Below are 12,560 nucleotides of genomic sequence, written 5' to 3'. Positions count from 1 at the left end.
CAGATGGCGCGCATTGGAGACGGCGGTGACCTGCTGAAGTGCTCGTTCTGTGGAAAGAGCCAAAAGCAGGTGAAGAAGCTCATCGCGGGTCCCGGCGTGTACATCTGCGATGAGTGCATCGACCTGTGCAACGAGATCATCGAGGAGGAGCTGGCCGACGCCGACGACGTCAAACTCGACGAGCTGCCCAAGCCCGCGGAGATCCGCGAGTTCCTCGAGGGCTACGTCATCGGCCAGGACACCGCCAAGAAGACGCTCGCCGTCGCGGTCTACAACCACTACAAGCGCATCCAGGCGCAGGAGAAGTCCCGGGACTCCAGGGCCGAACCGGTTGAGCTCGCCAAGTCCAACATCTTGATGCTCGGGCCCACCGGCTGCGGTAAGACCTACCTGGCCCAGACGCTGGCCAAGATGCTCAACGTCCCGTTCGCCATCGCCGACGCCACCGCGCTGACCGAGGCCGGCTACGTCGGTGAGGATGTCGAGAACATCCTGCTCAAGCTGATCCAGGCGGCCGACTACGACGTGAAGCGCGCCGAGACGGGCATCATCTACATCGACGAGGTCGACAAGATCGCCCGCAAGAGCGAGAACCCGTCGATCACCCGCGACGTGTCCGGCGAGGGCGTGCAGCAGGCACTGCTGAAGATCCTGGAAGGCACGCAGGCCTCGGTGCCCCCGCAGGGCGGCCGTAAGCACCCGCACCAGGAGTTCATCCAGATCGACACCACCAACGTGCTGTTCATCGTCGCAGGAGCGTTCGCCGGACTGGAGAAGATCGTCTCCGACCGGGTCGGCAAGCGCGGCCTGGGCTTCGGCGCCGAGGTGCACTCCAAGGCCGAGATCGACACCCAGGACCACTTCGCCGAGGTCATGCCGGAGGATCTGATCAAGTTCGGTCTGATCCCGGAGTTCATCGGCCGTCTGCCGGTGGTCGCCTCGGTGACTAACCTGGACAAGGAATCGCTGGTGCAGATCCTGTCCACGCCGAAGAACGCCCTGGTGAAGCAGTACACCCGGCTGTTCGAGATGGACGGTGTCGAGCTGGAGATGACGCCGGAAGCGCTGGACGCCATCGCCGATCAGGCCATCCACCGCGGCACCGGCGCCCGTGGGTTGCGCGCCATCATGGAAGAGGTGCTGCAGCCGGCCATGTACGACATCCCCAGCCGCGACGATGTCGCCAAGGTGGTCGTTACCCGGGAGACCGTGCAGGACAACGTCCTTCCGACCATCGTGCCGCGGAAGCCGCCGCGGGCCGAGCGTCGCGACAAGAGCGCCTGAGCCGCTCAGGTTTCACCCTTCGAATCCGACGAAATGGCTGCGTTCCACACCGGAACGCAGCCATTTCGCCGTCTTGGGGCCGTGACTTCGTCGATGAGCGCGGCGATTTCGGCCACTCCGTCACGCTGGGCGAAAGCCACCTCCAATTCGCGGGCGCGGCGCCGATAGCGGTCGTCGCGCAGAACGTCGTTCACCGCGGCGGCGACGGCGGTCGCCGACGGGGTACCGGTGCGCAGATTGATCCCCGTTCCCGACCAGGCCACCCGAGCGGCCACCTCCGGCTTGTCCTCGGTACCGCCCGCGACCACCAGTGGTACTCCCGCGGCCACGGCGCGCTGCACCGCACCGTAGCCGCCGTTGGTCACCATCACGTCGATCTTGGGCAGCAGCACGTCGTAGGGGATATGGTCGGCGACGAATGTGTTCGTCGGGACCCGAGATCGCAGCGGAGTCCCGCAGGTGGTGACGATGACGGTGACGTCGGCATCCCGGAGCGCGTCGATGGTCGGTTCGATGAGACGGGACATATCGGTGTCGTCGACGTCGGGGCGAGCGAAGCGGCGGGGGAAATCGTCGCCCTGGGTGACGTGAACGACGGGGCGGTGCGTATCGATTTCGGACCACCACGGTGGTGGGGTGAAACCGCCTGTCGGACGGGGATGCACCGCACCGACGAACCGAACGTTTGCCGGTAGGTCACTGCGCGGATATTCGAAGAGGGGCACGGTCGGCACGATCAGCCGGTCGGCGAGCACCCCGACGTCGAGCAGAAAGGTCGGCAGCGCGCGGCTGCCGAGGGATGCCAGCATGGTGTTGGTGGTGTGGTGCGCTTCTCGCAGCAGCACCCGCTGCGAGAACACGGTGAGTGCCCGGTTGCACCACGGGTGGCGCGGCGGCAGCCCCAGCCCATAGGGGGCGGTGTCGCGGCTGGACAACATCAACGGTGTCGGCGTGTAGTACAGCACCGGCGGCCGTTGTGCCGGGTCGCCGAGTAGCAGCGGCAGCACCCCGACGAATCCATAGTCGGCAATGATCGCATCGAAGCGCTTGTTGCCCAACACTTTTGCCAATTCGGCGGCCTGGTGGGGCATCGGCTCGAGGAAAAGTCGGATGATGGCCTGGTTGAGTGCCCTGATCGGGGAGGTGCAGCGCCGCCGGGTGGGGTCGAACGGGTTGTCGTCGAAGTCGGCGAGCACAGGCAGTGGGTGCGCCCGTGCCCCAACGGCACGCACCGCGGCCGTATGGGTGGCACCGGTCAGCATTGTGACCGTGTTCCCGCGTTTCACCTGATCGGCGGCCACCGTGAGCATCGGGGCGATATGTCCATCGGGGGACAGGGCGGCGATGAGGATGTCAGCCATGTCGGCCCGCCAGGTCGCGTACGGCAGAGGTGAACACCACCCGTGTGTGCTCGGGTGCACCGGGTGTGCTCGCCACGGTGGCGAACTGGACCGCGATGGCGCTCGGCTGTGCCGCCCGCCGTACCGTGGCCAGCACGGTCTCGTAGTCCGCAGTGGGCGAAACATTTTGCAGGTCAGCCCAGTTGGACCAGCCATCGGGCAAGGCCTGGCGCCACAACCAGGTGGGTTCGGTGCCCCGATCGCGGTGCTGCTCGCGTGCCGCGTATGTCAGGTACCAGGCCAGGGCGGCGATCGCGAGGACCGCGAACAACAGATGTTCAGGCATGACGGCTGACCACCTGCCACTCGGCGATCACGGCGTCGATGACATCGGCGATCGCCGCGACGCCGTCGCGGCGGGCATACGCCTGCTGCAGTTCCGCGGCTGTCCGACGGTAGGCGTGCTGGGAGAGCACCTCGCGGACCGCGCGGTGGATCGACGTCGGTGAGGGCGTCCCGGAGCGGAGATTCACGCCCGCGCCGAACCATTCGACCCGCGCCGCGACTTCCGGCTTGTCCTCGGTGTTGCCGGCCACAACCAGCGGAACACCGGCCATCAGGGCTCGCTGCACGGCGCCGTAGCCGCCGTTGGTGACCATCACGTCGACCCTGGGGAGCAGCATGTCATGCGGAACGAATTCGGTGGCAACGGTATTGGCGGGCAGTGGGGTACGGATCTGGTCCACCGGTCGTCCACCGGTGCTCACCACCAGGGTGACGTTCTCGTCGGCGAGTGCGGCGATGGTGGGTTCGATGAGCCGGGACAGATCGGCATTGTCGACGGTGCCCTGGGTGACGTGGACGACGGGGCGGCCCTGATCGAGGCGGTGCCACCAGGCGGGCGGGGTGAAGTCGGAGGCGGGAGCGGGCGTGACGGCGCCGACGAAACACACATGTCCGGGTAGGTCGCTACGGGGGTACTCGAACTCGGGGATCGTGGGCACGATCACACGGTCGGCGAGTATGCCGGAATCGAGCACGAATGCGGGGGGTTCGGGCAGGCCGAGAGCATCCAGCATCGCGATGAGCGACTGGTGGGCGGGACGTAGCAGGATGCGTTGGGCCAGCACGTTGAGGGCGCGGTTGCGCAGACGGCCCAACCGTCCGGTTCCGGGCAAGATTCCGGTACCGCCCGGCGCGGTGTCGCGACTGGTGAGCAGCAAGGGGGACGTCACGTAGGCCAGTACCGGGGGCCGGTCGGGGCGGTGCTTCAGCAGGATCGGCAGGATGCCGAGGAAGAACGCGTCGGCCAGGATGACGTCGAAAGTATTGCCGGCCAGGGCATCCGACAGGGCTGCGGCCTGGTAGGGCAGCGGGCGCACGAAGACATGTTTGACGTCGAAGTTCACCCGTGCGATCCCGGACGTCTCGGCGCGCCCCGGTAGTTCGGCGTCCAAGGCGGTGTCGTCGAAGTCGGCGCCGACGGGCAGCGGCAGCGGACGGGCGCCCGCGGCGCGGATCGCGTCGGCATGCCGCGCGGAGGTCAGCACGGTCACCCGGTCTCCGCGGCCCACGAGTCCGCGGGCGACGTTGAGCAGCGGACCGATATGACCGACGGGTGGGCAGGACGCAATGAGGATCTCTGGCATGCCGTCGATGTTCGCCGTTGGGCGGGGCGGCGTGCTTGGAGGTTGTGTGGAGAAAGGGTGGAGATTGCAGGTAGATGAGCCGCTTGCGCGAAGATCACCGAGTGAGATGGGGTTAGTGGATGCGGTCCGGCCGGGTGTACACGTTCATCGATTCGCCGCGCAGGAACGCCACCAGGGTCAACCCCGCCTGCGCAGCCAGATCCACCGCCAACGACGACGGAGCCGAGACGGCGGCCAGGATGGGGATACCGGCCATCACCGCCTTCTGTGTGAGTTCGAAAGAGGCCCGTCCGCTGACCAGAAGGACATTGCCCGACAACGGGATCCGCCGGTTCTCCAGCGCCCAGCCGATGACCTTGTCGACGGCATTATGCCGGCCGATGTCCTCGCGGACCGCCAGTTCGGTGCCGTCGGCACCGAACAGTGCGGCACCGTGCAGGCCGCCGGTGCTGGCGAACACCTTCTGGGCCTTCCGCAGTTTGGCGGGCAGCGCGCTGAGCAACTTCGGTGCGATGGTGGTCGGATCGTCGCCGGGGGAGTGCCGGCTGACCAGACGCACCGCCTCCAGCGACGCCTTCCCGCACACCCCGCACGAGGAGGTGGCGTAGAAGTTGCGCGTCAGGTCCACGTCGGGGGCGGGTACGCCGGCGGCCAGGGTCACATCGAGGACGTTGTAGGTGTTCACGCCGTCCTCTTCCGGCGGGCTGGAGCGAAGCGACTCGGGGGTGGTGCGAGCGCCCTGGCAGTACCGCACGGTGGCGATATCGTCGCGGCCGGAGATGAGGCCCTCGGTGAGCAGAAACCCTTGTGCGAGTTCGATATCGGAGCCAGGAGTGCGCATGGTGACGGTCAGGGGCGCACCGTTGACGCGGATCTCCAACGGCTCCTCGACGACGAGGGTCTCCGGCCTGGCCACCACCCCGTCGGCGTTGCGGTGGCTGATCCGGCGCCGCGTGGTTACTCGGCCCATGGACTCGACTCGGGTTCTGACCTGAGTTCCAGCCTGATCACCACGGCCTTGGACACCGGGGTATTGGATCTGGCGGCGGTGTGGTCCAGAGGCACCAGGGGATTGGTCTCGGGATAGTAGGCGGCGGCGTTGCCGACCGGGGTGGAGTAGCCGACCACGCGGAAGTCCTCGGCCCTTCTCTCCTGAAGGCGTCCTTCGCCGTCGGTGAACTCGGAGATGAGGTTCACCCGGGCGCCGTCGCGCAGGCCCAGTGCGGCGATGTCGGCGGGGTTGACGAACACCACCCGGCGGCCGCCCTTGACTCCACGGTAGCGGTCATCGAGACCGTAGATGGTGGTGTTGTACTGGTCGTGGCTGCGCAGGGTCTGCAGCACCAGCCGGCCCGGCGGCACCGGCACCCATTCCAGCGGACATACCGAGAAGTTGGCCTTGCCTGTGTGGGTGGGGAATTCGCGTGAATCGCGGGGTGGGTGAGGCAGCTGGAACCCGTCCGGTTGCCGCACCCGGGTGTTGTAGTCGGTGCAGCCGGGCACCACTTCGGCGATGGCGTCCCGGATCAGGTCGTAGTCGGTGTTGAAGGCCTCCCACTCGACGGGGTGCCCGGGGCCCAGCAGGGCGCGCGCCAGTTGGCAGACGATGGCGACCTCACTGCGCAGCTGATCGCTGGGCGGGTGCAGGTTGCCGCGCGACAGGTGCACCATCGACATCGAGTCTTCCACCGAGACCAGCTGCTTGCCGCCCCGTTGGAAGTCCTTGTCGGTGCGGCCCAGCGTCGGCAGGATCAGCGCGGTGCGGCCGTGCACCAGGTGGCTGCGGTTCAGTTTGGTCGAAATCTGCACCGTCAGCGCACAATTGCGTAATGCGGCCTCGGTTACCGCGGTATCGGGGGTGGCCGAGACGAAGTTGCCGCCCATTCCGATGAAGGTTTTGGCGTGCCCGTCGCGCATGGCCCGGATACCGTCGACGGTGTCGAGGCCGTGTTTACGCGGACTGCTGATACCGAACCGGGCATCGAGTGCGGCCAGGAACGTCTCGGGCATCTGCTCCCAGATGCCCATGGTGCGGTCGCCCTGGACGTTGGAATGCCCGCGCACCGGGCACACTCCGGCGCCTGGTTTGCCGATCATGCCGCGCATCAGCAACAGATTGGTGGCTTCCCCGATGGTGGCCACCGCGTGGTGCTGCTGGGTCAGACCCATCGCCCAGCAGATGACCGTGCGCTGGGAGCGGCGGAAACTGTCGGCGATGCGGTGCAACTGGTCGGCATCGATTCCGGTGGCGGACAGCACCGTCTGCAGGTCGACCTCGCGGGTCTGGCGTTCGTACTCGTCGAACCCGGCGCAGTGACCGGAGACGAACGCGCGGTCGACGACGGTGCCCGGCGCCCGGTCCTCGGCTTCGAGCAGTAACCGGCCCAGACCGGCGAACAGCGCCATATCCCCGCCGATGCGGATCTGGACGAACTCGTCGGCGATGGGGATACCGTGCCCGACGACCCCGCGTATCTTCTGCGGGTCCTTGAAGCGCATCAACCCGGCCTCGGGCAGCGGATTGATGGCGATGATGTTGGCGCCGTTAGCCTTTGCCTTCTCCAGTACCGAAAGCATGCGTGGATGATTGGTGCCGGGGTTCTGCCCGGCGATGACGATCAGGTCGGCGTGTTCGAGGTCGTCGACGGTCACCGAGCCCTTGCCGATGCCGATCGAGTCGACCAGCGCGGTGCCCGAGGATTCGTGACACATGTTCGAACAATCCGGCAGGTTGTTGGTGCCGAAGCTGCGGACCAGCAGCTGGTAGAGAAACGCGGCCTCGTTACTGGTGCGGCCCGAGGTGTAGAACAGCGCCTCGTCGGGGGAGTCCAGCGCGTTGAGCTCCGCGGCGATCAGCCGGTAGGCGCTGTCCCAGTCGATCGGCTCGTAATGGGTGGCCCCGGGGCGCAGCACCATCGGCTCGGTGAGCCTGCCCTGCTGGGACAGCCAGTACTCGGGCCTCTCGGACAGGTCGGCCACCGAATGCCGGGCGAAGAACTCCGCGGTGACGCGACGCTTGGTGGCCTCCTCGGCGACGGCCTTGGCGCCGTTCTCGCAGAACTCGGCCAGCTTGCGTCCGCCGTGCTCCTCGGGCCAGGCACAGCCCGGGCAGTCGAAACCGTGCCGCTGATTCAGCCGGGTCAGTGCCGCGGCGGTACGCAGTGGACCCATCTGCTCCAGCCCGCGCTGCATGCTGACCAGCACGGCCTTGACCCCGGCGGCCTCGTGTTCGGCGCCGGTCACCCTGACATCCCGTTCGTCATAGGTGGCATCGACGTCACGGCCGTCCTTGGCGAGGGTCATATCTCCAATCTAATCCCCGAAAACGGCCGCTGCGCCGAATGAAGGCGGGTTGGTATTCGGTATTTGACATGCGGTGATAGAGAACGTCTATCGTCTTTTCGATGGCGAGTGATGTGTTGCTGCAACACCTGGACTACCTGCTGGCCCTCGCCGCCGAGCGCCACTTCGGCAGGGCCGCCGCCCGCTGCCACGTCAGCCAGCCGACGCTGTCGGTGGCCATCCGCCGCTTGGAACGCGATCTGGGCATCGTCATCGTGCAACGCGGCCGTCGCTTCGAGGGCTTCACCGAGGAGGGCAAGCGTGTGGTGGCCTGGGCCCAGCGCATCATCGCCGAACGCGATGAGATGTTGGCCGACCTGGAACGGATGCACGGGCGGCTGACGGCCACCGCGCGGTTGGGCGCGATTCCGACGGCGGTGCCGGCCAGCCCGTTCATCACCGCGGAGTTCCTGGGCCGCAACCCGGCCGCTTCGGTCCGTATCGAGGCGCTGTCGTCGCGGGAGATCGCGCGGCGGTTGGCCGATTTCGAGATCGACGCCGGGCTCACCTATCTCGATGACGAGGCCCCGCCGGGCACGCGGTCGGTGCCGATGTACCGGGAGCAGTACGTGCTGGTGGCCCCCGCCGATCATCGGCTGATGGCCGAACCGGAGGTGACCTGGGCCGATGCGGCGGATCTTGAGCTGTGCGTGCTGACGACCACGATGCGCAATCGCCGCATCCTCGATGCCAACATGGCCGCCGAGGGCATCCGTTACCGGCCCGCGGTCGAAGCGGACTCCGTGGATGCGCTCTACGCGCACCTGACGCACTCGCGGCGGGCCACGATTGCCTCCACCGCGTGGCTGCCGCAGCTGGGCGTGCCGCCGGACTTCGCCGCGCGGCCGATGGTCAAACACGGCCCGAGTCCGGCGATCGGGTTGGTGGTGCTCGACCGCGCCCCGGCATCGATTGTGGCGGCTGCCCTCGTTGCCGTGGCCGAGGGAATCGATCTCGGCGCGCGGATCGACGCCGCGGCGCGATCGCTCTGAGTCGCGGCCCGCGGGCCAGGCGGGCCGCGACTCAGGGTCCGCGCGTTCCCGTGCCGCCGTCGGCGTGGTCGGTGTCGTGCTCGGAGAGCCCTGGCTTGCTGCCGCCCGTTGTGGGCGCCGCCGTCCGTCCGCGCGGAGATTGCTGTTCCTCCTCGACGGGTCTCAGGAGCAGTTCGGGCCGATGCGCATAGTTGATCCGCTGTTGGCCGTTGTCGAGCCACGGCGGCGCCTGCCATTCGACCTCGCCGCGACCGTTGATGGTGGTGGTGTAGCCCCCGTCGCGGTGCACCATGCGATTGTCGGGCCCACACGCCAGCGCCATGTCGTCCACGTTGGTGTTGCCGCCGTGTGCCCAATCGGTCACCGCGTGATGCGCTTCGCTGCCGTAGGCGCCCACGGTGCAACCCGGTTTGGTGCAGCCGCCGTCACGCGCGATGAGCATGATCCGTTGTGCCCGTGACGCGGTCCGGCGGGCACGGAACAGGGCGAGGGCCGATCCGGTGGCCTTGTCGAAGACGGCCAGGTGATGGTTGGCATGTGAGGCCATCCGGATGACGTCCTTGACCGGAATCTTTGTGCCGCCACCAGAGACGCCGATCCCGGCGCGCGATTCCAGATCCTGCAAGGTGGTCCGGATGATCACCGACACCGGTAATCCGTTGAGCTGGCCGAGATCACCGCTCATCAACGCGATCCGGCCGATGACGATCATGGCGTCGTGCTGACGCTGGGCCAGGGTGCGGTGGTCGTTGTCGATCTGGGCCTGCGTCGGGGTGCCGGAGATGCACGGTTCGCCGTCCGCGGGGTTGCACATCCCCGGCGCCGCGAATTTGGCGAACAGCACCTCCCATACGACCGACGCCTCGGGAGTCAAATCGCCCGTCACCGACCTCATCGCGTCGCGGCCCTGCTTGCCGAACACGACCCCACGCTTGCGTTCGCGTTCGGCGTCGTCTGGTAGAGGTCCGTCCTGATCGAGCAGGAATAAGCGCAGTTCGGCGGTGTCTTTGAGTTCTTTGGGGCCCACGCCGGCGGCTATGCGCACCAAATCCATCTCGAACTGTTCCCGGGTGGTCGCGTCGACGAATCCCGGCAGGCGATCGATGACATCCCGTAGGACGTCGACGTGGCCGCCGTTGATGAGCCCGGCGGCCTGAGCGGCCGCGACGGCGGCCAACGCCGGCTGCAGCGTTTCACCCGTCAGCGAACGGCGCGGTCCCAGGTCGGCGGCCGCTGCCAACCGGCGGCCGGCCTCGGCGGTGGAAAGGCGCCAGCGGATCCGCAACACAGAGTTCCACGTCGCCGCGCCCAGTTCTCCTGGGGTGGTGTCGGCCTGCAATTGCGCCAGCATGCGATGCATCTGGGAGGGAAGCCGGCATGTGAGTGTCTCGTACTCGTCCAAGACCGCCATCAACTCGACGTGGGTGAGTGCCTCGAAGTCGCTGGCGGCGAAGGCTTGGTAGGCGGCATGTAACGCGGCCACCGCCTCGACCGCTCCCTTTTGCATATATAGAACATATGTGCGAACACCGACAAAACCCGCGAGTTTGTGGCAAAAGAAACCGAAGTGAAGCAGTAGATCAGAGTGACGCGCGAGCACGTTGAGCGCAGAGTGCCCGCCCACCTGTTACATCTAAATCGCGTCCTTGACGCGCACGTAACAATTCCGCCATCGAATCTTCCTACCGTGGGTCGGTCATGCACGAGCGGCGATAGGAACTCCATTGAGCGGTAATGCGGCACGCCTGAAGGCGATCACCAGCGTCGAGGCCTACGAGCCCCCGGCCTTCAGCTTCGATCCCACCGAAGAACCCGGCGAGATCTTCGGTTCCAACGTCTTCACGCTGGCCGAGATGCGGTTGCGGCTGCCCAAGTCGGTGTACAAGTCCGTGGTGGCGACCATCGAGAAGGGCGCCAAGCTGGATCCCGCGGTGGCCGATGCCGTCGCCTCGGTGATGAAGGACTGGGCGCTGTCCAAGGGCGCCACCCACTACGCGCACGTCTTCTACCCGATGACGGGGCTGACCGCCGAGAAGCACGACAGCTTCCTGGAGCCGGTTTCCGACGGCCAGACCCTGGCCGAGTTCGCCGGTAAGACCCTGATCCAGGGTGAGCCCGACGCGTCCAGCTTCCCCTCGGGCGGCCTGCGCAGCACCTTCGAGGCGCGCGGCTACACCGGCTGGGACGTCACCAGCCCGGCCTACATCCTGGAGAACCCGAACGGCAACACGCTGTGCATCCCGACGGTCTTCGTCTCGATGACCGGCGAGGCCCTGGACTACAAGACGCCGTTGCTGCGCAGCCAGCAGGCGATGGGCGCCCAAGCCGAGCGCATCCTGAAGTTGTTCGGGCACAAGGATTTCGACCATATCGTGTCGTTCTGTGGCCCAGAGCAGGAGTACTTCCTGGTCGACCGGCACTTCTTCCTGGCCCGTCCGGACCTGATCAACGCGGGCCGCACGCTGTTCGGCGCCAAGCCGCCCAAGGGCCAGGAGTTCGACGACCACTACTTCGGGGCCATCCCCGACCGGGTGCTCGGCTTCATGATGGATACCGAGCGTGAGCTGTTCAAGCTCGGTATCCCGGCCAAGACCCGGCACAACGAGGTGGCGCCGGGCCAGTTCGAGATCGCTCCGATGTTCGAGCGGGCCAACATCGCCGCCGACCATCAGCAGCTGTTGATGACGACGTTCAAGACCATCGCCAAGAAGCACGGCATGGAGTGCCTGTTCCACGAGAAGCCGTTCGCCGGCGTCAACGGGTCCGGCAAGCACGTGAACTTCTCGCTCGGCAACTCGCAGTTCGGCAGCTTGCTGGTGCCCGGCGACACCCCGCACGAGAATGCACAGTTCCTGGTCTTCTGCGCCGCGGTGATCCGTGCGGTGCACAAGTTCTCCGGCCTGCTGCGGGTGTCGGTGGCCTCGGCCACCAACGACCACCGGCTCGGTGCCAACGAGGCTCCGCCGGCGATCATCTCGATCTTCCTCGGCGATCAGCTGGCCGACGTGTTCGAGCAGATCGCCAAGGGCGCGGCGACATCGTCGAAGGGCAAGGGCAGCATGATCATCGGCGTCGACACCCTCCCGGTGCTGCCGACCGATCCGGGCGACCGCAACCGCACCAGCCCGTTCGCCTTCACCGGCAACCGTTTCGAGTTCCGGGCCCCGGGATCGGGCCAGACCATCAACGTGCCGATGATCATCCTCAACACGATCATGGCCGACTCGCTGGATTACATGGCCACGAAGCTGGAAACCGCGGTCGCCGCCGGCGAGGAGTTCGACACCGCGGTGCAGACGCTGCTCACCGAGATCATCACAGAGCACGGCGCAGTGGTGTTCAACGGTGACGGGTACTCGGACAACTGGCAGATCGAGGCGGCCGAGCGTGGCCTGCCGAACCTCAAGACCACGATCGACGCCATCCCCGAACTGATCAAGCCGGAAGCCATCGAGGTCTTCGAGAAGTACGGCGTCTTCAACGACCGCGAGCTGCACAGCCGTGTCGAGGTCCGGTACGAGATGTATGTGCTGACCGTCAACGTCGAGGCCAAGCTCACGCTTGAGGTCGGCTCGACGGTGGTCCTGCCCGCCGCCATCCGGTACCAGACGGAGTTGGCCTCGAACGTCGCGACGCTCAAGGCCGCCGGCCTCGAGCCCGATCTCACGCTGCTGCAGTCGGTTTCGGCCCCGATCGCAGAGCTGACCGCTGCACTGGCAGCGCTCAAGACGGCGATGGGCGAGCACGGTGGCGAGTCGGCGGCCGAACACGCCGCCCACGCGCAGAGCCTGCTCCCGTTGATGGACGCGGTGCGCGCCGCCGCGGACACGCTGGAAGGTGTGGTGGCCGACGACCTCTGGCCGCTGCCGACCTACCAGGAGATGCTCTACATCCTCTGACGCGTGCTGTTCTGCCACCGCCGGCATCCCGGACCTCCGGGGTGCCGGCGGTGG

At 66.9% G+C, this 12,560-nt stretch carries 9 protein-coding genes; 3 read left to right on the top strand and 6 right to left on the bottom strand.

Going from position 1 to position 12,560, the window contains the following annotated elements; translation table 11 throughout:
- The first annotated feature begins 3 nt into the window (after positions 1-3).
- Positions 4-1,284 carry an ATP-dependent Clp protease ATP-binding subunit ClpX gene (gene clpX / locus H7J86_RS22505; RefSeq protein ID WP_090353296.1) on the top strand — a complete coding sequence of 427 codons (1,281 nt, stop codon included), beginning with the start codon at positions 4-6 and terminating at the stop codon, positions 1,282-1,284.
- A gap of 5 nt (positions 1,285-1,289) precedes the next feature.
- Here the strand turns inward: clpX and H7J86_RS22500 are convergent, their stop codons facing one another.
- The 5 genes from H7J86_RS22500 to H7J86_RS22480 all read right to left on the bottom strand — a co-directional run bounded on the left by H7J86_RS22500 (position 1,290) and on the right by H7J86_RS22480 (position 7,576).
- Positions 1,290-2,645 (bottom strand): nucleotide disphospho-sugar-binding domain-containing protein, encoded by a 1,356-nt coding sequence (locus H7J86_RS22500; protein WP_267293568.1) that lies wholly within the window; start codon positions 2,643-2,645, stop codon positions 1,290-1,292.
- A complete protein-coding gene (locus tag H7J86_RS22495; protein ID WP_267293566.1) occupies positions 2,638-2,970 on the bottom strand; it encodes a hypothetical protein in 333 nt (110 codons plus the stop codon). The genes H7J86_RS22500 and H7J86_RS22495 overlap by 8 nt, the downstream gene beginning before the upstream one ends.
- The gene (locus H7J86_RS22490; RefSeq protein WP_267293564.1) at positions 2,963-4,273 is read right to left on the bottom strand and encodes a glycosyltransferase; all 1,311 of its coding nucleotides are present in this window, start codon (positions 4,271-4,273) and stop codon (positions 2,963-2,965) included. Before H7J86_RS22490 ends, H7J86_RS22495 begins: the two co-directional genes overlap by 8 nt.
- Before the next feature lie 112 nt (positions 4,274-4,385).
- On the bottom strand, positions 4,386-5,243 hold the full coding sequence (gene fdhD / locus H7J86_RS22485) for a formate dehydrogenase accessory sulfurtransferase FdhD (protein ID WP_267293562.1): 858 nt from the start codon (positions 5,241-5,243) through the stop codon (positions 4,386-4,388).
- The gene (locus tag H7J86_RS22480) at positions 5,231-7,576 is read right to left on the bottom strand and encodes an FdhF/YdeP family oxidoreductase (protein WP_267293560.1); all 2,346 of its coding nucleotides are present in this window, start codon (positions 7,574-7,576) and stop codon (positions 5,231-5,233) included. The genes fdhD and H7J86_RS22480 overlap by 13 nt, the downstream gene beginning before the upstream one ends.
- A gap of 101 nt (positions 7,577-7,677) precedes the next feature.
- On the opposite strand from H7J86_RS22480, the gene H7J86_RS22475 reads away from it, so the two are divergent.
- The gene (locus H7J86_RS22475; RefSeq protein WP_187096302.1) at positions 7,678-8,607 is read left to right on the top strand and encodes a LysR family transcriptional regulator; all 930 of its coding nucleotides are present in this window, start codon (positions 7,678-7,680) and stop codon (positions 8,605-8,607) included.
- A 31-nt stretch (positions 8,608-8,638) separates the two neighbouring features.
- On the opposite strand, the gene H7J86_RS22470 is transcribed toward H7J86_RS22475, so the two are convergent.
- Entirely contained in the window at positions 8,639-10,114 is a 1,476-nt protein-coding gene (locus H7J86_RS22470) for an HNH endonuclease signature motif containing protein (RefSeq protein WP_267293558.1), read from the bottom strand.
- 217 nt (positions 10,115-10,331) lie between these two features.
- Between H7J86_RS22470 and H7J86_RS22465 the strand changes: the two genes are divergently transcribed.
- Positions 10,332-12,506, top strand: coding sequence for a glutamine synthetase III family protein (locus H7J86_RS22465; RefSeq protein ID WP_090353308.1), 2,175 nt, complete (start codon positions 10,332-10,334; stop codon positions 12,504-12,506).
- Positions 12,507-12,560 lie beyond the last annotated feature (54 nt).

This window comes from Mycobacterium hackensackense, assembly GCF_025822555.1.
GTDB lineage: Bacteria > Actinomycetota > Actinomycetes > Mycobacteriales > Mycobacteriaceae > Mycobacterium > Mycobacterium fluoranthenivorans.
Note: the sequence above shows the minus strand (reverse complement) of the source record. Positions and strands in the feature narration are given on the sequence as shown.

Bases quoted from the DNA above. Each gene is read 5' to 3' on its own strand.
- clpX (WP_090353296.1), top strand. From the start codon at position 4: ATGGCGCGCATTGGAGACGGCGGTGACCTGCTGAAGTGCTCGTTCTGT.
- H7J86_RS22500 (WP_267293568.1), bottom strand. From the start codon at position 2,645: ATGGCTGACATCCTCATCGCCGCCCTGTCCCCCGATGGACATATCGCC.
- H7J86_RS22495 (WP_267293566.1), bottom strand. From the start codon at position 2,970: ATGCCTGAACATCTGTTGTTCGCGGTCCTCGCGATCGCCGCCCTGGCC.
- H7J86_RS22490 (WP_267293564.1), bottom strand. From the start codon at position 4,273: ATGCCAGAGATCCTCATTGCGTCCTGCCCACCCGTCGGTCATATCGGT.
- fdhD (WP_267293562.1), bottom strand. From the start codon at position 5,243: ATGGGCCGAGTAACCACGCGGCGCCGGATCAGCCACCGCAACGCCGAC.
- H7J86_RS22480 (WP_267293560.1), bottom strand. From the start codon at position 7,576: ATGACCCTCGCCAAGGACGGCCGTGACGTCGATGCCACCTATGACGAA.
- H7J86_RS22475 (WP_187096302.1), top strand. From the start codon at position 7,678: ATGGCGAGTGATGTGTTGCTGCAACACCTGGACTACCTGCTGGCCCTC.
- H7J86_RS22470 (WP_267293558.1), bottom strand. From the start codon at position 10,114: ATGCAAAAGGGAGCGGTCGAGGCGGTGGCCGCGTTACATGCCGCCTAC.